This window comes from Bacillus sp. PAMC28571 (assembly GCF_014250435.1).
Classification (GTDB): Bacteria; Bacillota; Bacilli; order Bacillales; family Bacillaceae; genus Bacillus; species Bacillus safensis.
In genome coordinates this window covers 2808002-2830633 of sequence record NZ_CP060191.1, presented here as the reverse complement: position 1 = coordinate 2830633, position 22632 = coordinate 2808002, and the positions used below count along the sequence as shown (strand labels likewise).

Sequence of the window (22632 nt, the reverse complement as noted above, 5' to 3'; positions counted from 1 at the left end):
GGAACTCACTTGGTTCTTTCCTAGAGACACGATATAATGAAGACGGACAAGGGAAGGGGAAGCATCCCTTTCCCTTTTTCTCTGTTTTTATCCGTTCTGCACGATTTCTCGTTTTGATGAGGGCAAAATGGGAAAAGGATAAAGAGAGTCTTGTCCAATGCGTAAGGAAACCAGAATAAAGGAGGATCTCCTGACGAGCATGAATAAGAAATCAGTAAAAGACATTGACGTAAAAGGTAAAGTTGTGTTCTGCCGCGTAGATTTTAACGTTCCGATGAAGGACGGAGAAGTGACGGATGATACTCGTATCCGCGCAGCATTACCAACAATTGAGTATTTAACAGGACAAGGCGCAAAGGTACTGCTAGCTAGTCATTTGGGTCGTCCGAAGGGTCAAGTTACTGAAGAACTGCGTCTGACACCTGTGGCAAAACGTCTGCAAGAGCTTCTTGGAAAAGAAGTGAAAAAAGCAGATGAAGCTTACGGCGACAACGTGAAAAAGCAAATCTCTGACTTAAAAGAAGGAGATGTGCTAGTGCTTGAAAACGTTCGTTTCTATCCTGGTGAAGAAAAGAACGATCCTGAATTATCAAAAGCATTTGCTGATTTAGCCGATGTGTATGTCAATGATGCGTTCGGTGCTGCACACCGTGCACATGCATCGACAGCTGGTATTGCAGCTTATCTTCCGGCTGTTTCAGGCTTCCTCATGCAAAAAGAGCTTGAGGTTCTAGGGAAAGCCATTTCAAATCCTGATCGCCCATTTACAGCGATTATCGGCGGCGCAAAGGTAAAGGATAAAATCGGTGTGATTGAAAGTCTTCTTGATAAAGTGGACAACCTCATCATCGGCGGCGGACTTGCTTACACATTTGTGAAAGCACTTGGCCACGAAGTAGGGAAATCTCTATTAGAAGAAGACAAAGTCGATTTAGCGAAATCCTTTATGGACCGTGCAAAAGAAAAAGGCGTGAACTTCCTGATTCCAACAGATGTTCTGGTAGCCGACGACTTTTCAAATGATGCGAATACAAGCATTGTGCCAATCTCTGAAATTCCAAGTGATCTAGAAGCACTTGATATTGGAACAGAGACAAGAGAAAAGTATGCTGACGTTATTAAAAACAGCAAACTTGTTGTCTGGAACGGACCAATGGGTGTATTTGAAATCGATGCATTCGCTAAAGGAACAAAAGCTATCGCAGAAGCACTGGCAGAAGCAAAAGATACATATTCTGTCATTGGTGGTGGAGATTCAGCAGCAGCTGTTGAGAAATTTGGTCTTGCCGATCAGATGAGCCATATTTCTACAGGCGGCGGCGCTTCACTTGAATTTATGGAAGGCAAAGAACTTCCTGGTGTTACTGCATTAAACGATAAATAAGACCAAAACTGCTATAAGGAAGTGTCAATCATGAGAAAACCAATTATAGCTGGGAACTGGAAAATGAACAAAACACTTGGCGAAGCAGTCAGCTTCGTTGAAGAAGTCAAGTCATCTATTCCATCTCCTGACAAAGTGGAATCCATTGTCTGTGCGCCAGCTCTTTTCCTTGAAAAGCTAAACAGCCTATCAAACGGAACAGACCTTAAAATTGGTGCACAAAACATGCACTTTGAAGAAAATGGTGCATTCACTGGTGAAATCAGCCCTGCTGCTCTAAAAGATTTAGGCATCGGCTATTCAGTGATTGGGCATTCAGAGCGCCGTGAATTCTTTGCTGAAACAGATGAAACAGTGAACAAAAAAGCACATGCTGCATTCAAGCATGGCATCGTTCCAATCATTTGTGTAGGTGAAACGCTTGAAGAGCGTGAAGCTGGCAAAACAAATGAACTTGTCGCTGATCAAGTGAAGAAAGCACTAGCTGGTTTAACGAAGCAGCAAGTTGCTGAATCTGTGATTGCATATGAGCCAATCTGGGCTATCGGTACAGGAAAATCTTCTACAGCGAAAGATGCAAACGACGTTTGCGCACACATCCGCCAAACCGTTGCAAGCGAATTTGGTCAAGAAGCGGCAGACAGCCTTCGCATTCAATATGGCGGAAGCGTGAAGCCGGCAAATATTAAAGAATATATGGCAGAATCCGATATTGACGGTGCTTTGGTAGGCGGCGCAAGCTTAGAACCTCAGTCTTTCGTTCAATTATTGGAGGAAGGTCAATATGAGTAAGAAACCAGCTGCATTAATCATCTTAGACGGGTTCGGTTTAAGAGGCGAAACAGTCGGTAACGCTGTCGCACAAGCAAAAAAACCGAACTTTGACCGCTACTGGAACGAATTTCCGCATCAAACCTTAACGGCTTCAGGTGAGGCAGTAGGTCTCCCGGAAGGTCAAATGGGGAACTCTGAAGTTGGGCATTTGAACATCGGTGCAGGACGCATTGTGTATCAAAGCTTAACAAGGGTGAATGTTGCCATTCGTGAAGGGGAATTTGAGAAAAACGAAACGTTCCTAGATGCAATGACGTATGCAAAAGAGAATGACAAGGCGCTTCATTTATTTGGACTCTTGTCAGACGGCGGTGTGCACAGTCACATCCAGCATCTTTTTGCCCTGCTGAAGCTGGCGAAAAAAGAAGGCTTAACAAAGGTATACATTCATGGCTTCTTGGACGGACGTGATGTTGGTCAGAAGACAGCCAAAGTGTACTTGAAACAGCTGGAAGAACAAATCAAAGAAATCGGTGTCGGTGAAGTGGCAACACTTTCAGGACGCTATTACTCAATGGACCGTGACAAACGCTGGGATCGTGTGGAGAAAGCGTACCGCGCGATGGCATATGGTGAAGGGCCAAGTTATCAAAACATCTATGATGTCGTTGATGACTCCTATGAAAATGGAATCTACGATGAATTCGTTATTCCATCTGTCATTACGAGAGAAAATGGTGAGCCGGTTGCCAAAGTAAACGACGGCGACTCTGTGATTTTCTATAACTTCCGTCCAGACCGTGCCATCCAAATCTCAAACACTTTCACAAATGCAGATTTCCGCTCGTTTGACCGCGGAGAAGCTCATCCGAAGAATTTACACTTCGTCTGCTTCACACACTTCAGTGAAACGGTAGATGGCTATGTTGCCTTCAAACCAGTGAATTTGGATAACACAGTAGGAGAAGTGCTTTCTCAAAACGGATTGAAACAGCTGCGGATTGCTGAAACAGAGAAATATCCTCATGTCACGTTCTTTATGAGCGGTGGACGTGAAGAAGAATTTCCTGGTGAAGACCGCATCTTAATCAATTCACCAGATGTAGCAACCTATGACCTCAAGCCGGAAATGAGTGCTTATGAGGTAAAGGATGCACTTGTTGCAGACATCAATGCTGACAAGCATGATGCGATCATTCTGAACTTTGCTAACCCGGATATGGTTGGTCATTCAGGTATGCTTGAGCCAACAATCAAAGCCATTGAAGCAGTAGATGAGTGCTTAGGAGCTGTAGTCGACGCAATCCTGGCAAAAGGCGGACATGCCATCATCACGGCAGACCACGGTAACGCAGACGTGCTGATTACCGAAGAAGGAAAGCCGCATACTGCACATACAACGAATCCTGTACCAGTCATCGTGACGAAAAAAGGTGCGACGCTTAGAGAAGGCGGCATTTTAGCTGATCTATCTCCAACGCTTTTAGACTTACTTGGTCTTGAAAAACCAAAAGAGATGACAGGAACATCATTAATTCAGAAATAAAAAAATTGATTCAAAAGGAGAGAAATAACGATGCCATACATTGTTGACGTATATGCACGCGAAGTATTAGACTCTCGCGGTAACCCAACAGTTGAAGTAGAAGTTTACACAGAATCTGGCGGCTTTGGCCGTGCGCTTGTTCCAAGTGGTGCTTCTACTGGTGAATATGAAGCAGTAGAACTACGTGACGGAGACAAAGACCGTTACCTTGGAAAAGGTGTTCTGACAGCTGTAAACAACGTAAACGAAATCATTGCACCAGAGCTTTTAGGCTTTGATGTAACAGAACAAGTAGCGATTGACAAAATGTTAATCGAACTTGACGGAACAGAAAACAAAGGGAAATTAGGCGCAAACGCAATCCTTGGCGTATCTATCGCTGTAGCACGTGCGGCTGCTGATTTCTTACAAATTCCACTTTATCAATACCTTGGTGGATTCAACTCCAAAACGCTTCCAGTACCAATGATGAACATCGTCAACGGCGGAGAGCATGCGGATAATAACGTAGACATTCAAGAATTCATGATTATGCCTGTAGGTGCTCCAAACTTCCGTGAAGCACTTCGCATGGGCGCTCAAATCTTCCATAGCCTGAAATCTGTATTAAGTGCAAAAGGCTTAAACACAGCTGTAGGTGATGAAGGTGGATTCGCTCCAAACCTTGGTTCTAACGAAGAAGCACTTCAAACAATCGTTGAAGCGATCGAAAAAGCTGGCTTCAAACCAGGTGAAGAAGTGAAACTTGCAATGGATGCTGCATCTTCTGAGTTCTACAACAAAGAAGACGGTAAATATCATTTATCAGGCGAAGGTGTTGTGAAAACATCTGCTGAAATGGTTGACTGGTATGAAGATATGGTATCGAAATACCCAATCATCTCTATCGAAGACGGCCTTGATGAAAACGACTGGGAAGGTCACAAACTATTAACTGAGCGCCTTGGCAGCAAGGTTCAGCTAGTAGGAGACGACTTGTTCGTTACAAATACGAAGAAGCTATCTGAAGGAATCAAAAACGGCGTTGGTAACTCAATCCTGATCAAAGTAAACCAAATCGGTACATTAACTGAAACATTTGATGCAATCGAAATGGCAAAACGCGCAGGATACACAGCTGTTATCTCTCACCGTTCTGGTGAAACTGAAGACAGCACGATTGCAGACATCGCTGTTGCAACAAACGCTGGACAAATCAAAACAGGTGCTCCGTCTCGTACGGACCGTGTGGCGAAATACAACCAATTACTTCGCATCGAAGATCAATTGGCTGAAACAGCACAATATCACGGCATTGCAACATTCTATAACTTGAATAAATAATGTCAGCTATGCGCTGCGTTCCGCTCTTTCACGAGAGCGGGGCGCAGCGTTTTTTTGTGTTAAGCGAAATTCCTCTGGCTGATTCATTTGACTTATCCTATTTCTGTAAAAAATCCTCCTTCAGTTAGAGAAGAAGGCAAAATCCTCTCCATTTATAAGCACTAAATCATGAAAAATCGACTAAAAATATGATCTGAAATGAACTTATGCTTTCTGTAAGGGGGTGGTATCATTTTACATATATTAGGGGGTGATGAGATGCTGAATCCTTTTAGCCTTCGTTTTCCAGTAGGTGTATATATGTATGTTCTTCACCTATTGGCGGCATATGATGAAAGGAAGCAACGAATTCTAACTTCTAAGAATGTACAGAAAAACGCATTTTGGATTTATGTCCTTGCCGCTATATTGGGCATTATTTCACTTGGAGCATTGATTTGGGCATGCAAGACCTTTGGACGAGGCTCCAAATTTTTAGGTGAGTTCAAATTATTAGGCATGTACGTTAAAATCCAGTGCGGTTTTTAACAGGGATGAGAACAGATGCAAGGGCATCTGTTCTATCTGAAACAAACGGAGGGATATGATGCTGACATTACGATTAAAAGAAAAAACATATAGCCGCACCTTCTCTCTCCACAATATTCAAATGAATGTCGAGAAAGGGCAGATGCTGCTGCTTTTGGGGCATAATGGTGCGGGAAAGACGACGATAATCCAATCCATGTTTGGGCTGACGCCATTTAAAGGATGCGTCACTTTACATGGTAAACAGCTGAACCTTCAATCCTCAGAACATATCTCCTTGTTGAAAAAACATGTGTCCTATATTCCTGACGAGCATTCGTTGTTCGATTATTTATCACCGAGGGAATACTTTCAATTACTTCAGCTGCCAAATGAGCAAGATGTCACACGGGAAGAGACGTTCATCGATCTGTTTGAGCTGGGTTCTTATATGGATCAGCCTATCGCTCAGCTGTCTCATGGCAATCAAAAGAAAACGCAGATCATTTCACAGCTCCTCAGGCCATGTGATTATTATGTGTTTGATGAGCCAACGAACGGACTTGATCCAGATATGATGATCATCTTAAAAAAGGTGCTCATGAAGCTGAGAGATCAAGGCGCTGGCATTCTCATTTCAACCCATCATTTGAGCTTTGGTGATACGCTTTATGACCATCTCATGATCTTAAGAAATGGGGACGTCAAGCTGGATATGTCCCGCCAAGAAACGACTCAGACATTTCCTCATCAGGCACTTGAAGAGATTTATAAAGAAATGAATCGAGATTACTATATGCAGGTGGAGAGGTTACTCAATGATTTGGACACGACACGTTCTTCATAAAATAGAATGGGGGATGCTGACAACGAAAGGAAAGCAGCTCGCAAAAAAGTACCCTATACAGCTTCTCGCAGCCGCGGTTTTTTTCTTGCTCATGTATGCGATATACGTCGTCATCAGCCTGCGCTTTTTTATGCAGGCAGGAGAAAGAGAGCCGGCTGCTTTATACCTCCAATTGATAAAAATGACGCTTTTACTTTTAGGCGCAGGTATTGTTTTATCCCGCAATAAACTAAAGCGCCAGGAATATCAATTCTACTTTTTAAATAGTGCGATACAAAGTGTGCCATTTGTCCTTTGTGTATATTTCTTTCCAGTGCTCTTTTGTTTCCTTATGGTTGGACTGCTTTTTTTACCGATTGTTTTAGGCCTTTTGATCAGCGGTGTTACGCCATCTCTGTATTGGATAACGGCTGTATGCATGACTTGCTGTGTACTGGCGCTGCTTGCACTTGCTTCTTGGATGGTGATGCGGATTGCTGTGAGCCGTTTCGTCTCAAAAACAAAAGAGCATTTGCTGCTGCAAACGCTCGGCTTTGCGGTGCTGAATCTATTGGTGTTTCTCCTTTTGAAAAAAGCAATGGAAATGATCCGAGTATGGCCATTAGTCTATCTCATATTTCTCGTGATCCTTCTAAGCGCTGGCTGGCTATGGCTGAAGGGGTTAGCGGCTTCTTATGTCCATCAGATGTTTTTGCAGCTGAAAACAGAGGTAAAGTCGTTTTCTTACAAGAAAATCAGAACGCAATCTTCCTTTCTGACGCACCTGCGGCAGGAATTGGTCTATTTCAGCCGGTCAGCTGTTTTTAAAGAACAGGGCATTTTGTTTTTATTTCTCGTTTGTTTGACTGCGGGGCTGCCTATTGTTTTTACACCTGTAGAAACCGGCTGGATGTATGCTTTTATTGTGCAGTATGCATTAAAGGAAATATTGATCATGCTTCCACTGATGATTGGCAGAGAATATCATATGAATCAAAGGGCCATCTTTATGTTAAATACATCAAAGGGTGCTTATTTATTGTCGAGAATTTTATTTTATTACGCTATTAATTTGTTGATATATTTTGTGTTTATTGGGTTTGCATCTATGGTGATAGGTATTGAAAGTGAAGGTCATGGCCTCGCAAGTTTGTCCATTTTGTTGATCACTGCCATGGCGGCCTGTACAGGGTTTATCGTGAAGATCAGTGAGTTTAATAAACTGTTTGTCATCGTGATGATGATTGCTGTATTCAGCTTTATCGATATGCTTTTATTGAAGTGGCTTTCAGCAGATGTGTATCTTCTCGCCACTGCTTATCTGCTAGGTTCACTTGCATTTTATAGCTGTATATATACGGTCATGTTAAAGAGGCCTGTCTTGCGATGATAGAACTTGTGTGTAGTTTCCTAGCGGTTGTGATGATACATGAACTCGGTCATATGCTGATGATCATGTTGTGTAACAAAATCGAAAAAAGGCCGCCCTTTGATTTTGTGATCACGATTGATTGGAAGCATGTGGCGGTCGTCCATGAGAAATTTGTCCGGCCGAGCTTCAATATGATGGTGGCACTTGCAGGCCCGCTCTTTCCGGTGCTTTGTTCGCTTGTGCTTTTTATGATATGGAAGCATCCTGTAAGTCATCAGCTGCTATTTTTTTCTTTACTGAATACGGTGATGCTGCATCCAGCTTGCCCTGACGGAAAAAATATCACAGCCAGTTTAAAAGAGATGAAGGAGAGAAAGAGATGATCAAAGTATTTCATTCGTTTTCCAGCGGTATAACACTTGCGATGCTGTATGTATTTGCTGTGTTTATGACCCCTGTTTTTTTACTGCTGCTAGAGGTCAATCATGTTGAATCAAGCCCAACATTGTTTGGCATGCCATTTTATATCATGAAAATTGAAGAGTATCAATTCAGCTCAGAGGCGACGCTCTTTGGATGTGTGGTCTGCTTTTTAGCTGGCGCCGTGCTTTATTTCTTCATTCAATATGTGAAGCATGTGGTAAAAAAACGCAGAACATAAAAAAGCAGACGGACGGAACAAAACATCAGTCTGCTTGCAAAGTGAGTGACAGCCGTACCATATCCATACACTGAATGCCATTTTCAAAAATCGGTTCATCATAATGCTTAAGAAAGAAATCGTGGTCAATAGATATCATGCGGAAGCCGCATTTCTGATAAAGTGCGAGCTGCTGAATGCTCGAGTTGCCTGTGCCGATTTCAACCGTGTGAAAGCCTGCGGCTTTCGCTTCAGCAATGGCATGGCGGATCAGCTGCTTCCCAATTCCTTTCCCTTGCCATGATTCCTTCACGGCGACATTGATGATTTCAACTGTCTGCTGAGACAGAGATAAAAGCACATAGACACCAATTACGTCCTGATCATGATACGCGGCATAACAAGAGCCGGATTGCACATAAGTAAGAACCTTTTCCTTTGAAGGATCAGCTAAGAGTAAAAGATCCATAGGGACGGATTGATCACCTGACAATGGCCGAATGTGTATCATGTTTTTTCATCCTTTCTATTCTTTAATATATCCTTGTTTCACACCCCAATCATATTGATCCTGTACCCATTGTGAGGGCGGATTGTGAGTGACATTTGGGTCTTTTTTGACAGTTGGTTGCCTTGCAGCCTGTGCGCTCTGTTTATTCGCTTGAGCAGTGGCTTTCGCTGCTGTCAGCTCTTTTTGAAGCTGGTCAATTTTTGCCTCAAGCGCTTTACGCTGCTTGACTTCTTTTTGATAGGCTTTCTTTTCGTTTTTGAGCTTTTTGGTGATGGTAGACAGTTTCTTTTTTTGATCTTCGTTTTCATGCTTCATATCCGCTTGAACTGATGTTAACTTCGAAAGCTGCTCGTCGTTCGTTTTGCTTTCTTGCTGATGTTTTTCCTCAGCTGCTTTGATGGTCTGCTGCTGCCAAACCATCCAGCCGGCTGCTCCTAAAACCGCAACAGATAGAAGGATGATGGTGATCGTCTTCTTCATGTGTCATTCCCCTTTCTTTAAAACCTTTATTATCATCGGTTAAATATATACAGGTTTTAACATCACAAGGGAATATTCACATCAGATTGGCAGACACTATGAAAAAAGGAGGGTGTCTGTTGATTTCCTTTATGATTCATGTCGTGGTCTCATTATTTGCTGTATCAAACCCTATTGGAAACGTGCCTCTTTTCATCACTTTAACAGAGGGATATACAGAGAAAGAACGCTCCCAGACAGCCAAAAAAGCCATTGTGGTCTCTTTCATTATTCTTGTTGCCTTTCTATTGGCTGGGAGGCTCATTTTCAAATTGTTTGGGATCGATATTCATGCACTCCGTATCGCCGGAGGTATTTTTATTTTTGGTATCGCTTACAATTTACTGAATGCAAAGGAGTCACATGTCCAAAATCCTCATTCTGAGGAAAAGGCAGAAAGCATAGAAAAGGCGGATGTTTCCGTTACGCCGCTGGCGATTCCGATCATCGCTGGTCCCGGTACAATCGCTACAGTGATGAGTTTAACCCCGGGAAGTCAAGGGATGCTTCACATGTTTACGATTTTAATCGGCATTGTCATCGTTCTGGCAATGACCTTTTATGCCTTTCATTATTCAAGTTTCATTATGCGGAAAATGGGGAAAACAGAGATGAATGTCGTGACGCGGTTGATGGGATTAATTCTTGCTGTAGTGGCAGTTGAAATGATCGGCGCAGGCTTAAAAGGGATGTTTCCAATGTTTATGCAATAAGTGTATATAAAAAAGCTGTTTTTTTCTACAATGATGTAAAATAAAACAGCTTTTTTAAGGTTTCGGCACATGCTTAAACACTTCTTCACTTTCAAAGAATTCAATTAAACGGCTAATCCAATCATAGTAATCAAGACTTTCCTTGATTTCTGAAAGAAGCAGATTGATTTTATTCTCTGTCTCTTCTGGCAGGTCGTCCTGTTCAAGCAGCTCCAGCAATTCCTTGCACGTTTTCTTATGTGCCTTGCGGTTTTTGCTGACAACTCGGGACCAATTGGCTGCAAACAAGGAAATAAACGTTTGGTATTGATCTTGCTCAACGTCATATAGATCTTTACGTATTCCTTTTTCATAAACCTTTTCCGCAATATTCAAATCAAGCATTTCTCGAACGACTTGACTCATTCTCGTTTTGCTCATGCCTGTCGCCTCTGATAGCTCTCCAAGCGTCATTGGTTTACGGTTCATGTGAATGATACCAAGCACTCTACCCACTGTAGAAGAAAGACCAAAGGCATTCATGTTCTCGGCAGCTTTTTCAATATAATGATCCTGTGCTTTTTGAATGGCACCTAACGCTTGCTTGTCCACTCCCCGATTCATCCCTTCACGACTGACAATTTGTAACACAATATATCATATACCTGTTTGTTGATGAAAACAATAAATATTGAGTATTTGCTCGTAATTTGGAGTAAAAAGGAGAGATCTCTATCTATCAGGCCGTTAACTGAAAATTTTAAATAAATGTTATGCAATACAAACACATCATAAACTTTTTATTTTATAAAGTTTGCACTATAATAAATAAGGTGTAAATTTTCTGAAAATATTGATCCGACTAATGGAGGTGTCTCATTTGCTGAAACTAGAGAATGTATCTAAGACGTATAAAGGCGGAAAAAAAGCTGTCAAAAATATTGATTTAGAAATAGCAAAAGGAGAATTTATTTGTTTTATTGGACCGAGTGGCTGTGGTAAGACAACAACCATGAAGATGATTAACCGACTCATCGAACCTTCCTCAGGAAAAATCTTCATCGAGGGAGAAAACATTATGAAAAAAGATCCAGTTCAATTAAGAAGAGAAATTGGCTATGTGATTCAGCAAATTGGACTGTTCCCCCATATGACCATCGCACAAAACATTTCACTTGTTCCGAAGCTGTTAAAATGGCCGGAAGAAAAACGAAAAGAACGGGCACGTGAACTGCTGAAGCTTGTCGACATGGGACCGGAATATTTAGAGCGCTACCCTCATGAACTCAGCGGAGGACAGCAGCAGCGCATCGGTGTTCTTCGCGCACTAGCAGCGGAACCCCCTCTGATCCTCATGGATGAACCATTTGGCGCACTTGATCCAATCACACGAGATTCATTGCAGGAAGAATTTAAGAAACTGCAAAAAACGTTAAATAAAACCATCGTATTCGTCACACATGACATGGACGAAGCTATTAAACTAGCTGATCGAATTGTGATTTTAAAAGATGGAGAGATTGTTCAAGTAGGTACGCCTGACGATATTCTGCGGAACCCAGCCAATGAATTCGTAGAAGAATTCATCGGCAAAGAACGTCTGCTTCAATCAAATCCGAATATGGAACGTGTAGAACAAATGATGAACACGTCACCAGTCACCGTTACAGTTGAAAAAACATTAACAGATGCCATCTACATCATGAGAGAAAAGCGGGTCGATTCCTTGCTTGTAGTAGATGAACATCATGTGCTAAAAGGCTATATCGATATTGAAACAATCGATGCGAACCGCAGAAAAGCAGCTTTCGTTGGTGATATTTTAAATACAGAGTTCTATACCGTACAAGAAGGTGCACTTCTAAGAGACACTGTCCGGAAAATCTTAATACGCGGCATTAAATATGTACCGGTTGTGGATGCAGAAGGGCACTTAAAAGGCATTGTGACACGTGCAAGTCTTGTAGATGTTGTGTACGACTCCATTTGGGGAGACGATACGCCGGCGGCTGTCACTGAAATGAAGTAAGGGAGGTGTACACATGGATCAAATCATCGACTTTCTAGAGAAAAATGGTGGGGAACTCCTCACAAAAATGTGGGAGCATTTATATATTTCCTTAATTGCTGTTGTGCTTGGTATTATCGTTGCCGTTCCTTTAGGTGTGGTCCTCACACGAATGAAGCGAGGCGCAGGTTTTATCATCGGTATCGTGAATATCTTTCAAACACTCCCTAGTTTAGCGATTCTTGCTTTTTTTATTCCTATTTTAGGGGTTGGGAAAATACCTGCAATCGTTGCTCTCTTTTTCTATTCGGTTTTACCTATTTTAAGAAATACGTATGCCGGGGTCCAAGGTGTGAACAAAAACTTGCTTGAATCCGGTAAAGGAATCGGGATGACAACATGGGAACAAATTCGTCTTGTTGAACTCCCGCTTGCTGTACCGGTCATTATGGCAGGTGTCAGAACGTCAACGATATATTTGATTGGCTGGACAACACTTGCAGCCTTTATCGGTGGAGGCGGTCTAGGTGACTACATTTTGATTGGACTTCAGCTGTATCAGCCGGAATTTATTATTGCGGGTGCGATACCAGTCACAATTTTAGCAGTCATCATCGACCTATCATTAATGAAGCTGGAGAAAAAGGTAACACCAGAAGGCTTAAAAGGATTGAAGGAAGTTTCATAAGGAGTTGGCTTATGTGAAGAATCGAAAAACAACATGGATCAGTGCACTGCTTGCCGGATGCTTGCTATTGATAAGCGGCTGTTCACTTCCTGGACTAGCCGGCTCCTCAGGGGGCACGCTGCGAATTGGAGCACAAAACTTTACCGAATCAGAAATTATGGCCTATATGGTTGGCGATATGATCGAACATTACACAGATAAAAAGACGACAATTGTGAAAAACCTAGGCTCCAACACTGTGCAGCAAAAAGCAATGGAAAACGGAGATGTCGACATTTCTGCGACAAGATATTCAGGCACGGATTTAACAAGCACGCTTGGAATGGATGCGGAAAAAGACCCGGAGCGTGCGATGGACATCGTCCAAAAAGAATTTAAAAAACGCTATGATTACAAATGGTTTGATTCTTATGGATTTGATAATACGTATGCCTTTGCTGTGACGCAGAAGATGGCGAAGGAAAACAAGTTAGAAACGGTCTCTGATTTGAAAAAGAATGCGAACAATTACCGATTTGGTGTCGATAATATTTGGCTCAAAAAGAAAGGCGACGGCTATGACGGGTTCGTGAAAACATACGGAATCAAATTTGGCAGCACGTATCCGATGCAGATTGGTTTAGTCTATGATGCTCTAAAGAATGAAAAAATGGATATTGTGCTTGCCTATTCAACAGATGGACGAATCAAAGCCTATAACCTTAAAATCTTAAAAGATGATAAACGGTTCTTCCCGCCGTATGATGCATCACCAGTAGTCCCGGAGAAAGTCTTAAAAGAAAATCCAGGGCTTGATAAGGTGATCAACAGGCTGATCGGAAAAATCAATACAGAACAAATGCAAGAGCTGAACTATCAAGTCGACGGGGAGCTTCAAGAACCAGCAACCGTTGCGAAGAATTTCCTGAAAAAACACAATTACTTTGAGTAAGATGGGGAGGTGTCACGGCTGATGGACACACTGCAGCAATTATGGACGTATTATCAGCAGAACGGGTCATATGTGTTAGAAGAATTTTATCGGCATTTTCTCATGTCGGCGTATGGGGTGTTGTTTGCGGCGATTGTCGGGATTCCAGTAGGCATCTTTGTAGCGCATTACCGCAAGCTGAGCAATTGGATCTTCGCCGTTACCAACGTCATTCAAACGATACCGGCATTAGCGATGCTTTCCGTATTGATGCTTGTATTAGGACTTGGCGCAAATACCGTCATCCTATCACTCTTTCTGTATTCGCTTCTGCCGATCATCAGAAACACGTATACGGGCATTGTCAGCATTGAACATGCTTATTTAGAATCAGGTAAAGCGATGGGCATGACGAAATGGCAAGTGCTGAGAATGGTTGAATTACCGCTTGCTTTATCAGTCATTATGGCTGGTTTAAGAACCGCACTGGTCATTGCCATCGGTATTACAGCGATTGGAACATTTGTGGGCGCGGGAGGACTTGGTGATATCATCATCAGAGGATCAAACGCCACAAACGGAACAGCCATCATTTTAGCAGGTGCGATTCCAACTGCACTCATGGCTATTATGGCTGACCTTGTCATGGGCTGGCTCGAACGCTATTTAAGCCCGACAAACAAGAAAAAGGAAAGAAAAGCGTTAGCTGAAAAAAACATCACATCTGCTTAAGCGGTTGAAAAGACAAAACCTCCCTTACATCTGTAAGGGAGGTTGTTTTATGATGATCAGGCGGTTCGCATGCTTGTATTTTATGATTCAAGCGTGATCCATTCAGAGGACCACTTCGCAATTTCCTCAAAAACGGGTGCAAGTGAACGCCCCATATCTGTCAAAGAATACTCAATGCGCACGGGTGTTTCAGCAAAAACCTCCCGTTTTACAATACCTGCTGCCTCTAGCTCTTTTAATCTCTCAGATAAAACTCTTCCACTTAAATTTGTCAGAGCCGCCTCAATTTCACTAAAGCGCTGCTGACCTGAGAGAAGCTGAAAAACAATCAGTGCCACCCAGCGTTTACTCAATAACTCAACTGCTTTTTCAAACCGCGGGCACATGTCAGATTGATTCATCTTTCTTCACTCCAATCTGAACCCATTATACCGTAAATCTGTCATAAATCGGCGCAAAAAGCTTAAACATTTATGAGGTCGAACGGCTGTTTAACATAAATAACAAATAGCGGTTGAGGTCCTCTATTTCTTTTTTCGAAAGGGTCGACCATATGTCACCATCAAATATTTCGAGATCACCAAGTTCATATTGCGCTGCGGCTTCCTTTATTTTGGATAAAGCCAGATCCTCTTCCTCGTGCTGATGGACAGAAGAGGCCTCCTCAATATAGCCCGCAGCCTGCATCATGTCTTCATAAGGTACCTTTAACGCACCAGCTAGCTTTTTAATCGTAGGAGGTTTCGGAATGCCGCGTTTCCCGTTTTCAATACGAGATATACCGGCAGCGCTGACCTCAGAATACATCGCTAATTGGTTCACCGACAGCTTCTTTTCCTCACGTAATGCTCTTAAATATGCACCAAAGTTCATCAACGCAAAACCTCACATGGTTATAGATTCGATATGTCTATTTTACTTGATTTGTTGACTATTGGCAATAAGAACACCATGAAAATATTGACATTAGTTAATGGTGGATGTACATTAGGTTTATGCCCCGCTATTTGTTCGCCTTTTTTTGGTCGATGAGCGTGAGAAAGTATTCATTCAGCTGGCTGATGTCTTGTGCGGAGAGCCTTTCCCATTTGTCTCCGTCAAAAATGGGGAGATGTTCTACATCCTTTTGAAGCGCCGTTTGATAGATTTTTAACATGGACTCATATTTCGGTTTCATTTCATGAACTTGTTCCTGTTCAATATGACCGGCAAGCAGCATTAAATCCTCATAGGGCACCTTCAAGGCGTGTGCTAATTTTTTTATGGTTAAAGGCTTTGGCACACCGCGCTTTCCATTTTCAATACGAGAAATTCCAGCAGCGCTTACACCTGAATACATGGCAAGCTGATTGACCGACATTTTTCTATTTTCTCTTAAAATGCGTAATTGTTCACCAAAGTGATTCATGACATCGAACCTCACATTTCAGTATATGACTTATTTTAGTATGATCATTGACCAAAGGAAATAGCAGAGGGGTAAAAGTGTTGACATAAGTTAATGAATCTGCTTGATGTGAGAGTCTTACATGTTGTACATAATGATTCCATAGGAGGTTGTAATGATGGTCGAAAAGATTCAGATCAGGCGGGCTTTTGTCATGCAGTATATGATCGAGAACGATATGTCGTTAAATCAGCTCGCTGATGAAATTGGCATCTCTCCTGCCACACTTAGCAGGGTATTAAATGGTCACCGAAAACCAGGACAGCTTGTCATTGGCAAAATGATTCATTACTTTGATAAAAAATTTGAAGATCTATTTTACTATGAGGATATTGACAAAAGTCAATAAATGATATCATCATCAAGGAGGAAATGTCATTGAAAAGGACTGGGATGGTCAGACACATTGATTCTCTCGGCAGAATTGTTCTGCCCTCAGAAATGCGCAAGGTACTCAATATTAAAGAAGAGCAGCTGTTAGAAATTTTCATTGAAGATCAAACCATTATGCTGAAAAAATATGATGCAGATAAGAGCTGCCTGTTAACGGGACAAGTGACGAAGTACAACAAAAGCTATGGAAATGGGAACGTGATGCTGAGTCCTGAAGGAGCTGAACGTTTGTTAGTAGAATTAAAACAGCTATTGAAGGAAGAAGCAACTCATTAAAATGTGTTTTTAACCGAAAAAATTCATATAAAAATGCTGCAATCAGCACTTTGGAACGAAATTGTATCAAAATAACGAATCAAGTCGACAATATATAGGAAATCTTTATTTTGATGTTTCGTGACATGCACCTTGTTTTCATGTAAAATAAAGTTATGTGTACCAGTTTGTCTGGAGGTGTTTTCATGCACGCATTTGTTATCACATTACTCGTAATTGTCAGTATCGCACTTATCATCGTTGTATTACTACAATCAAGTAAAAGTGCTGGACTGTCAGGCGCTATTTCAGGTGGAGCCGAGCAGCTTTTCGGTAAGCAAAAAGCGAGAGGCCTTGACTTGATTCTTCACCGATTAACGGTTATTTTGTCAGTGCTTTTCTTCATCTTAACACTTGCATTGGCATATTTAGGCGTGTAAAGCGCGAGTAACAGAAGGTCTGATCTTTTTTCAGACCTTTTTTTATTATCAGCACTCTTTTGTGTTTGTTTCATACATACAAGTGGAAAATATAAACCATATCAGAAGGAAAGGAAGTCACATCATGAAAGTTGTTACACCAAAACCATTTACGTTTAAAGGTGGAGAAAAGGCGGTGCTTCTTCTTCACGGTTTTACTGGAAATACAGCCGATGTTCGAATGCTTGGCCGTTATTTGAACGAAAGAGGATATACATGCCATGCACCTCAATATAAAGGACACGGTGTGCCGCCAGAAGAGCTTGTCCATACAGGCCCGGCTGACTGGTGGAAAGATGTAGAAGAAGGCTATCAATTCTTAAAAGATGAGGGCTATGAGGAGATTGCAGTTTGCGGACTATCCCTCGGAGGAGTTTTTTCATTGAAATTAGGTTACACTGTACCTGTAAAGGGAATTGTACCTATGTGTGCACCTATGTACATAAAAAGTGAAGAAGTCATGTACCAGGGTGTACTAGATTATGCCCGTAACTATAAGAAATTTGAGGGTAAGTCAGAGGACCAAATTGAACAAGAAATGGAAGCGTTCAAGAAAACACCAATGGATACACTGAAGAGCCTGCAAGAACTGATTGCAGATGTCAGAAACAATGTCGACATGATCTATTCACCTACTTTTGTTGTGCAGGCACGTCACGATCATATGATTAATACAGACAGTGCAAATATCATTTATAACGAAGTAGAGACAGATGATAAGCATTTGAAATGGTATGAAGAATCAGGCCATGTCATCACGCTTGATAAAGAGCGGGAGAAGGTTCATCAGGATGTCTATGCATTCTTAGAATCACTTGATTGGTCAATTTAAATATATAGGGGGTTAGAGTGTGCAAAAAGAAGAATTTATGGATGAATTACTCGCTTTTATGAAAGAAGAAGCATATAAACCGTTAACTGTTCAAGAGCTGGAAGTCATGATGGAGATTACCAATCCTGATGATTATAAAGAGCTCGTCAAAGCACTTGTGACGCTGGAGGATCAAGGACTCATCGTTCGCACGCGCAGCGACCGTTACGGTGTACCAGAAAAAATGAATTTGGTAAAAGGAAAGCTGTCTGCCCATGCAAAAGGATTTGCATTTGTAACGCCTGAAGAGTTTGGACAGGATGATATTTTCATTCCGCCAAATGAGTTAGGCACAGCGATGAATGGCGATACCGTCATGGTTCGTGTCAGCCACAAATCAAACGGCACGAAAAAAGAAGGAACTGTCATCCGCATTCTCGAGCGTAATACTCAGACGGTTGTCGGTACCTATACAGAAACGAAAAGCTTTGGCTTTGTCATTCCTGATGATAAAAAAATCACAAACGATATCTTCATTCCGAAATCCGCTAAAAACGGTGCGGTCGAAGGTCATAAAGTCGTTGTGACGCTGACAAGCTACCCTGAAGGAAGAATGAGTGCAGAGGGTGAAGTGACTGAAATCCTCGGTCATAAAAATGACCCTGGCATTGATATTTTGTCGATCATTCATAAACACGGTCTGCCAGGTGAGTTCCCGGAAGAAGCACTTCAGCAGGCAGTAGACACACCGGAAACGATTGATGAAAAAGACCTTGAAGGCAGACGCGACTTGCGCAATGAAACGATTGTGACGATTGACGGTGCAGATGCAAAGGACTTAGATGATGCCGTAACCGTGCAAAAGCTGGATGATGGCAAATATAAGCTTGGCGTGCACATTGCAGACGTTTCTCATTATGTCACAGAGAATTCTCCGATTGATCAGGAAGCTTATGAACGTGGAACGAGTGTCTATCTCGTCGACCGCGTCATTCCGATGATTCCGCATCGTTTGTCAAACGGTATTTGTTCATTAAATCCAAAGGTCGATCGTCTCACCCTGTCTTGTGAAATGGTTATTGATCGTAACGGGAAAGTCGTCAAACATGAGATTTTCCAAAGTGTGATCAAAACGACAGAGAGAATGACCTATTCCGATGTGAATAAGATTTTAGTCGACCAAGATGAAGAGCTTCTAAACAAATATGAGCCGCTAGTGCCGATGTTCCAAGAGATGGAGAAGCTTGCAGAGATTCTTCGTGACAAACGAATGGAGCGCGGAGCTGTAGACTTTGACTTCAAGGAAGCAAAAGTACTTGTAGATGATGAAGGCGCTGCGAAAGATGTTGTCATTCGTGAGCGTTCCGTTGCAGAGAAATTAATTGAAGAATTCATGCTTGTTGCAAACGAAACGGTTGCAGAGCATTTCCACTGGATGAATGTTCCGTTCATTTACCGAATTCACGAAGAACCAAATCCTGAGAAACTTCAGCGCTTTTTAGAGTTCGTGACGACGTTTGGTTACATTGTGAAAGGGACGTCAACGAACATTCACCCGCGCGCACTTCAAAGTGTCCTCGATGCTGTCAGGGATCAACCAGAAGAAGTCGTCATTCAAACTGTGATGCTTCGCTCTATGAAACAGGCGAAGTATGATCCAGAAAGCATTGGCCATTTTGGATTATCAACGGAATTCTATACACACTTCACATCACCGATCCGCCGTTACCCGGATTTAATCGTGCATAGATTGATTAGAACCTACTTGATTCAGAAAAAGACAGATGAAGCGACCTTAGAAAAGTGGGGCCAGCTGCTGCCTGAAATCGCAGATCATGCATCTACAATGGAGCGCCGCTCAGTCGATGCAGAGCGTGAAACAGATGACCTGAAAAAGGCAGAGTTTATGCTAGATAAAATCGGTGAAGAGTTTGATGGTATGATTAGTTCCGTGACGAACTTCGGACTATTCGTTGAACTGCCGAATACGATAGAAGGTCTTGTCCATGTCAGCTATATGACTGACGACTACTATCGCTTTGATGAACAGCACTTTGCTATGATCGGTGAACGTACAGGGAATGTCTACCGTATCGGTGACGAAATCACTGTCAAAGTCGTGAATGTCAATAAAGATGAGCACTCAATTGATTTTGAAATCGTCGGTATGAAGGGCACTCGCCGTAAATCACCAAAAGATTTCAAGTTCAAAAAACGAACAGATCCACCAGCGAAAAAAGGCCGTGGAGGTCAAAAAGCCTCTGGGGAAAAAGGCAAAGAGGATAAAAGCGGAAGTGACTGGTTCACAAGCCGTAAAAAGAAGAAAAAGAAAAAACGCGTATTTGAAAACGCACCGAAACAAAAACGCAAAAAGAAAAAGTAACGTGCCAAAAAGCAAATAGGGCATCACGCTCTATTTGCTTTTTGACCACATGGCGTCAGCATTGTCGAAAGCTGGATTGTTTGATAAAATAATCCGTACGATTTGGACCGTGTTTGTGTCAAAAGGAGGGTGTACGCCAATGCCAAAGGGAGAGGGAAAGGTTGTTTCCCAAAACAAAAAAGCAAATCATGATTACTTTATAGAAGAAACGTATGAAGCTGGTCTTGTGTTGCAAGGAACTGAAATCAAATCGATTCGTGCTGGAAAAGTGAATTTAAAAGATTCCTTTGCCAAAATCGAACGAGGAGAAGTGTTCCTTCATAACATGCATGTGAGCCCATACGAGCAGGGGAACCGTTATAACCATGATCCGCTGAGAACGAGAAAGCTGCTTCTTCATCGCAAGCAAATCAGCAAATTGATTGGTGCGACGAAGGAAGAAGGCTATTCACTTGTGCCTCTGAAACTCTATTTGAAAAATGGCTTTGCCAAAGTGCTGATCGGAATCGGAAAAGGGAAGAAGAAATACGATAAGCGTGAAGATCTGAAGAAAAAAGATGCAAAACGTGAAATCGAACGTGCCTTCCGCGATCGTCAAAAGCAATTCTAGCCTGATGCTGATGGCTTGCTGAGAGCGGAAGCATTATGCTACAATATGTTATGCAGTAAACAATCAGCGCTGTTTTGACAGAAACCACCAGTTGTTTCGAGCAGTGAGATTGTTATAATAGTTATATACGGAAGCAGTGAAGCTGAACTTCCATCCCGTATATCCCTTTTACAAGGGGACGTTACGGATTCGACAGGGATGGTTCGAGCTTAGGCTGCGAGCCGAGAGGCGATCTCGTTAACACGCACTTAAATGTAACTGGCAAAACTAAAAGTTTTAACCAAAACTTAGCACTAGCTGCCTAATAAGCGCAGCGAGCTCTTCCTGACATCGCCTATGTGTCTGTGAGGAGCCCAATGAAGTAGGCTACGCTTACGTTTCCGTCTGAGGACGTAAGAAGAGATCCATCAGACTAGCTCTCCAAGCGCCCGTCAGCAGGCATGCGGATGAGTGAACACGAAATATGTTGACTACGCTCGTAGACGCTTAAGTAATCGATGTCTCTGGACGTGGGTTCGACTCCCACCGTCTCCATCAAAACTTTTAGAATGCAGCCGTATCAAGAGTTTGAAAGCCCTTGATGCGGGTCTGGCAACATTTTGGCAACATTTTAAAAAACTTCTTCTTTCATAAAAGCTACAACTTCCTTTTGTGTGGAAGGGTATATATGGCTATAATTGTTTAGTGTTTCTGAGAACTCCTCCATTTTTTTGGAGGGGTTTTTTGTGTTAATTCAGTTACTTCAAGTACACCTATCTATCATCCGTATTTTTGGAAAATCAAAAAACAAGTAGAGAAAGGAGGGATACATCTATCTTGTGTAATGCTTCTTATTACTTATTTTTACATAAATGTTGGAAGGCGAAAAGGAAATTTGAGATAATAAATTGAAATTACCTTGGATATACATGAAAAGTAGATGTGTAGAATGTTTGATTTTTCTCTAATTTGGGAGGTGAACTATAATGAATGGTATAGATATATTAGAGAACGCTTCAAGACTTGGTCAATTAATTCTTTTCTTCTCTGGATACGCTCTTTATTGGAAACTAGTCAAAACAAAAAAAGAGCGCCCTCTCACAAAGTACGAAAATTTCCTTAAATTTTTTGTAATGTTGGGCATGGTCATTTATTTTCTCTCGTTTTTATGTTTAAACTTGTGGGCGTAATATGTCGATTTATGTATGATTGAGTCTAATGGGTTTAACTCTCTCTTAAAACCCTTTATTTTACATAAATGTATGATAAAGTAATTTTAAGTTAAAAAAAGGGGGAGTTAATATGAAAAGATTGGTTTTTTTAATGTTAGCATTAGTTCTGGGTGTGACTGCCTTTGTTCCAGCTGCTGCTGCAAAGACACAAAGCACAAAGGGATTAGAAGGTTTGACAGAAGAGCAAATTGAGAAGTCTTTAAAAGAAATTGAATACATCTTCACAAAGATTATCATTTCTGATAAAGAAAAAGGCTACACCATTAATGAAGAAGAACTTGCAAAATCACATTATACAGATGCAGAGAAAAATGGCATGATCGCTTTCGCAAAATTAATGAATCAAGAAGCGACCACGAAAAGTAACACGGTAACTCGCTGTGTCGAGGATGCAGTTGGTATCGCTAAAGGTACTTTAAAGCATCTGCAAAAAGCAATAGATAAGGGAGATTGGATGACAGTGGCAGTATACTTAGGCGGTATGGGCCTTGCAATTAAGCCAAGCGTGTTATTCGTATTCATGCTATTTTGTGGTGCGCCAGTAGCCAAAATTGCTCCTGCTCAATATGAATAAGAGTAATATGTAAAATTGGCTGTCCACCTGGGCGGCT

27 protein-coding genes and 1 other RNA gene are annotated in these 22632 nt (G+C 41.8%); 22 read left to right on the top strand and 6 right to left on the bottom strand.

What is annotated here, in order from left to right:
* The first annotated feature begins 199 nt into the window (after nt 1-199).
* The 9 genes from H7F25_RS14420 (at nt 200) to H7F25_RS14380 (ending at nt 8393) form a co-directional block, all read left to right on the top strand.
* A complete protein-coding gene (locus tag H7F25_RS14420) occupies nt 200-1384 on the top strand; it encodes a phosphoglycerate kinase (RefSeq protein WP_024426073.1) in 1185 nt (394 codons plus the stop codon).
* A gap of 30 nt (nt 1385-1414) precedes the next feature.
* Nucleotides 1415-2176 carry a triose-phosphate isomerase gene (gene tpiA / locus H7F25_RS14415; RefSeq protein WP_017359213.1) on the top strand — a complete coding sequence of 254 codons (762 nt, stop codon included), beginning with the start codon at nt 1415-1417 and terminating at the stop codon, nt 2174-2176.
* On the top strand, nt 2169-3704 hold the full coding sequence (gpmI, locus tag H7F25_RS14410) for a 2,3-bisphosphoglycerate-independent phosphoglycerate mutase (protein WP_024423499.1): 1536 nt from the start codon (nt 2169-2171) through the stop codon (nt 3702-3704). Before tpiA ends, gpmI begins: the two co-directional genes overlap by 8 nt.
* Before the next feature lie 30 nt (nt 3705-3734).
* Nucleotides 3735-5027, top strand: a complete 1293-nt coding sequence (eno, locus tag H7F25_RS14405) for a phosphopyruvate hydratase (protein WP_003212752.1) — start codon at nt 3735-3737, stop codon at nt 5025-5027.
* A 258-nt stretch (nt 5028-5285) separates the two neighbouring features.
* Nucleotides 5286-5555, top strand: coding sequence for a hypothetical protein (locus H7F25_RS14400; RefSeq protein WP_024423498.1), 270 nt, complete (start codon nt 5286-5288; stop codon nt 5553-5555).
* Between the two features lie 58 nt (nt 5556-5613).
* Nucleotides 5614-6381, top strand: coding sequence for an ATP-binding cassette domain-containing protein (locus tag H7F25_RS14395; RefSeq protein ID WP_185853845.1), 768 nt, complete (start codon nt 5614-5616; stop codon nt 6379-6381).
* Nucleotides 6353-7750, top strand: coding sequence for a hypothetical protein (locus H7F25_RS14390; protein ID WP_185853844.1), 1398 nt, complete (start codon nt 6353-6355; stop codon nt 7748-7750). The genes H7F25_RS14395 and H7F25_RS14390 overlap by 29 nt, the downstream gene beginning before the upstream one ends.
* Nucleotides 7747-8115 (top strand): hypothetical protein, encoded by a 369-nt coding sequence (locus tag H7F25_RS14385; RefSeq protein ID WP_185853843.1) that lies wholly within the window; start codon nt 7747-7749, stop codon nt 8113-8115. Before H7F25_RS14390 ends, H7F25_RS14385 begins: the two co-directional genes overlap by 4 nt.
* Nucleotides 8112-8393: a hypothetical protein gene (locus tag H7F25_RS14380; protein ID WP_024426069.1), complete on the top strand. Its 282-nt coding sequence runs from the start codon at nt 8112-8114 to the stop codon at nt 8391-8393. The genes H7F25_RS14385 and H7F25_RS14380 overlap by 4 nt, the downstream gene beginning before the upstream one ends.
* 25 nt (nt 8394-8418) lie before the next feature.
* Here H7F25_RS14380 and H7F25_RS14375 read toward each other — a convergent pair whose 3' ends face one another.
* Nucleotides 8419-8883, bottom strand: a complete 465-nt coding sequence (locus H7F25_RS14375; RefSeq protein WP_024426068.1) for a GNAT family N-acetyltransferase — start codon at nt 8881-8883, stop codon at nt 8419-8421.
* A gap of 15 nt (nt 8884-8898) precedes the next feature.
* Nucleotides 8899-9363: a hypothetical protein gene (locus tag H7F25_RS14370; RefSeq protein WP_185853842.1), complete on the bottom strand. Its 465-nt coding sequence runs from the start codon at nt 9361-9363 to the stop codon at nt 8899-8901.
* 119 nt (nt 9364-9482) lie between these two features.
* Here H7F25_RS14370 and H7F25_RS14365 point away from each other — a divergent pair, with 119 nt between their 5' ends.
* On the top strand, nt 9483-10115 hold the full coding sequence (locus H7F25_RS14365; RefSeq protein ID WP_024423491.1) for a MarC family protein: 633 nt from the start codon (nt 9483-9485) through the stop codon (nt 10113-10115).
* A 54-nt stretch (nt 10116-10169) separates the two neighbouring features.
* Here the strand turns inward: H7F25_RS14365 and H7F25_RS14360 are convergent, their stop codons facing one another.
* Nucleotides 10170-10706 carry a GbsR/MarR family transcriptional regulator gene (locus H7F25_RS14360; protein ID WP_024423490.1) on the bottom strand — a complete coding sequence of 179 codons (537 nt, stop codon included), beginning with the start codon at nt 10704-10706 and terminating at the stop codon, nt 10170-10172.
* Nucleotides 10707-10974: 268 nt separating this feature from the next.
* Here H7F25_RS14360 and H7F25_RS14355 point away from each other — a divergent pair, with 268 nt between their 5' ends.
* From H7F25_RS14355 to H7F25_RS14340, 4 genes are read left to right on the top strand one after another with little or no spacing between them, the layout of a single operon-like run.
* Nucleotides 10975-12123, top strand: coding sequence for a betaine/proline/choline family ABC transporter ATP-binding protein (locus tag H7F25_RS14355; protein WP_025094044.1), 1149 nt, complete (start codon nt 10975-10977; stop codon nt 12121-12123).
* A gap of 13 nt (nt 12124-12136) precedes the next feature.
* Nucleotides 12137-12790 carry an ABC transporter permease gene (locus H7F25_RS14350; RefSeq protein WP_025094045.1) on the top strand — a complete coding sequence of 218 codons (654 nt, stop codon included), beginning with the start codon at nt 12137-12139 and terminating at the stop codon, nt 12788-12790.
* Between the two features lie 13 nt (nt 12791-12803).
* Nucleotides 12804-13721, top strand: a complete 918-nt coding sequence (locus tag H7F25_RS14345) for an osmoprotectant ABC transporter substrate-binding protein (protein ID WP_185853841.1) — start codon at nt 12804-12806, stop codon at nt 13719-13721.
* Nucleotides 13722-13742: 21 nt separating this feature from the next.
* A complete protein-coding gene (locus tag H7F25_RS14340) occupies nt 13743-14432 on the top strand; it encodes an ABC transporter permease (RefSeq protein WP_024423486.1) in 690 nt (229 codons plus the stop codon).
* Nucleotides 14433-14512: 80 nt separating this feature from the next.
* Here H7F25_RS14340 and H7F25_RS14335 read toward each other — a convergent pair whose 3' ends face one another.
* From H7F25_RS14335 to H7F25_RS14325, 3 genes are all read right to left on the bottom strand, one after another.
* The gene (locus H7F25_RS14335) at nt 14513-14833 is read right to left on the bottom strand and encodes a catDE operon transcriptional regulator CatR (protein ID WP_024423485.1); all 321 of its coding nucleotides are present in this window, start codon (nt 14831-14833) and stop codon (nt 14513-14515) included.
* Between the two features lie 70 nt (nt 14834-14903).
* Nucleotides 14904-15305 carry a helix-turn-helix domain-containing protein gene (locus H7F25_RS14330; protein WP_282102247.1) on the bottom strand — a complete coding sequence of 134 codons (402 nt, stop codon included), beginning with the start codon at nt 15303-15305 and terminating at the stop codon, nt 14904-14906.
* A 130-nt stretch (nt 15306-15435) separates the two neighbouring features.
* Nucleotides 15436-15840: a helix-turn-helix domain-containing protein gene (locus tag H7F25_RS14325; protein ID WP_024426060.1), complete on the bottom strand. Its 405-nt coding sequence runs from the start codon at nt 15838-15840 to the stop codon at nt 15436-15438.
* A 154-nt stretch (nt 15841-15994) separates the two neighbouring features.
* Between H7F25_RS14325 and H7F25_RS14320 the strand changes: the two genes are divergently transcribed.
* The 8 genes from H7F25_RS14320 to H7F25_RS19375 all read left to right on the top strand — a co-directional run bounded on the left by H7F25_RS14320 (nt 15995) and on the right by H7F25_RS19375 (nt 22595).
* A complete protein-coding gene (locus H7F25_RS14320) occupies nt 15995-16228 on the top strand; it encodes a helix-turn-helix domain-containing protein (protein ID WP_024426059.1) in 234 nt (77 codons plus the stop codon).
* A gap of 29 nt (nt 16229-16257) precedes the next feature.
* The gene (locus H7F25_RS14315; protein WP_024423481.1) at nt 16258-16548 is read left to right on the top strand and encodes an AbrB/MazE/SpoVT family DNA-binding domain-containing protein; all 291 of its coding nucleotides are present in this window, start codon (nt 16258-16260) and stop codon (nt 16546-16548) included.
* Between the two features lie 185 nt (nt 16549-16733).
* On the top strand, nt 16734-16967 hold the full coding sequence (gene secG, locus H7F25_RS14310; RefSeq protein ID WP_003212746.1) for a preprotein translocase subunit SecG: 234 nt from the start codon (nt 16734-16736) through the stop codon (nt 16965-16967).
* Nucleotides 16968-17091: 124 nt separating this feature from the next.
* A complete protein-coding gene (locus H7F25_RS14305; protein ID WP_039181462.1) occupies nt 17092-17838 on the top strand; it encodes an alpha/beta hydrolase in 747 nt (248 codons plus the stop codon).
* 19 nt (nt 17839-17857) lie between these two features.
* Nucleotides 17858-20200: a ribonuclease R gene (rnr, locus tag H7F25_RS14300; protein WP_024426057.1), complete on the top strand. Its 2343-nt coding sequence runs from the start codon at nt 17858-17860 to the stop codon at nt 20198-20200.
* Between the two features lie 139 nt (nt 20201-20339).
* Entirely contained in the window at nt 20340-20810 is a 471-nt protein-coding gene (gene smpB, locus H7F25_RS14295; RefSeq protein WP_012011279.1) for an SsrA-binding protein SmpB, read from the top strand.
* Nucleotides 20811-20984: 174 nt separating this feature from the next.
* Nucleotides 20985-21347, top strand: a transfer-messenger RNA (tmRNA) gene (gene ssrA / locus H7F25_RS14290).
* A 744-nt stretch (nt 21348-22091) separates the two neighbouring features.
* The gene (locus H7F25_RS19375; RefSeq protein ID WP_247721625.1) at nt 22092-22595 is read left to right on the top strand and encodes a hypothetical protein; all 504 of its coding nucleotides are present in this window, start codon (nt 22092-22094) and stop codon (nt 22593-22595) included.
* The last annotated feature ends 37 nt before the right edge of the window (nt 22596-22632 follow it).

Coding starts and splice junctions, on each gene's coding strand:
- H7F25_RS14420 (WP_024426073.1), top strand. CDS start 200: ATGAATAAGAAATCAGTAAAAGACATTGACGTAAAAGGTAAAGTTGTG.
- tpiA (WP_017359213.1), top strand. CDS start 1,415: ATGAGAAAACCAATTATAGCTGGGAACTGGAAAATGAACAAAACACTT.
- gpmI (WP_024423499.1), top strand. CDS start 2,169: ATGAGTAAGAAACCAGCTGCATTAATCATCTTAGACGGGTTCGGTTTA.
- eno (WP_003212752.1), top strand. CDS start 3,735: ATGCCATACATTGTTGACGTATATGCACGCGAAGTATTAGACTCTCGC.
- H7F25_RS14400 (WP_024423498.1), top strand. CDS start 5,286: ATGCTGAATCCTTTTAGCCTTCGTTTTCCAGTAGGTGTATATATGTAT.
- H7F25_RS14395 (WP_185853845.1), top strand. CDS start 5,614: ATGCTGACATTACGATTAAAAGAAAAAACATATAGCCGCACCTTCTCT.
- H7F25_RS14390 (WP_185853844.1), top strand. CDS start 6,353: ATGATTTGGACACGACACGTTCTTCATAAAATAGAATGGGGGATGCTG.
- H7F25_RS14385 (WP_185853843.1), top strand. CDS start 7,747: ATGATAGAACTTGTGTGTAGTTTCCTAGCGGTTGTGATGATACATGAA.
- H7F25_RS14380 (WP_024426069.1), top strand. CDS start 8,112: ATGATCAAAGTATTTCATTCGTTTTCCAGCGGTATAACACTTGCGATG.
- H7F25_RS14375 (WP_024426068.1), bottom strand. CDS start 8,883: ATGATACACATTCGGCCATTGTCAGGTGATCAATCCGTCCCTATGGAT.
- H7F25_RS14370 (WP_185853842.1), bottom strand. CDS start 9,363: ATGAAGAAGACGATCACCATCATCCTTCTATCTGTTGCGGTTTTAGGA.
- H7F25_RS14350 (WP_025094045.1), top strand. CDS start 12,137: ATGGATCAAATCATCGACTTTCTAGAGAAAAATGGTGGGGAACTCCTC.
- H7F25_RS14340 (WP_024423486.1), top strand. CDS start 13,743: ATGGACACACTGCAGCAATTATGGACGTATTATCAGCAGAACGGGTCA.
- H7F25_RS14335 (WP_024423485.1), bottom strand. CDS start 14,833: ATGAATCAATCTGACATGTGCCCGCGGTTTGAAAAAGCAGTTGAGTTA.
- H7F25_RS14330 (WP_282102247.1), bottom strand. CDS start 15,305: ATGAACTTTGGTGCATATTTAAGAGCATTACGTGAGGAAAAGAAGCTG.
- H7F25_RS14325 (WP_024426060.1), bottom strand. CDS start 15,840: ATGAATCACTTTGGTGAACAATTACGCATTTTAAGAGAAAATAGAAAA.
- H7F25_RS14320 (WP_024426059.1), top strand. CDS start 15,995: ATGATGGTCGAAAAGATTCAGATCAGGCGGGCTTTTGTCATGCAGTAT.
- secG (WP_003212746.1), top strand. CDS start 16,734: ATGCACGCATTTGTTATCACATTACTCGTAATTGTCAGTATCGCACTT.
- H7F25_RS14305 (WP_039181462.1), top strand. CDS start 17,092: ATGAAAGTTGTTACACCAAAACCATTTACGTTTAAAGGTGGAGAAAAG.
- smpB (WP_012011279.1), top strand. CDS start 20,340: ATGCCAAAGGGAGAGGGAAAGGTTGTTTCCCAAAACAAAAAAGCAAAT.
- H7F25_RS19375 (WP_247721625.1), top strand. CDS start 22,092: ATGAAAAGATTGGTTTTTTTAATGTTAGCATTAGTTCTGGGTGTGACT.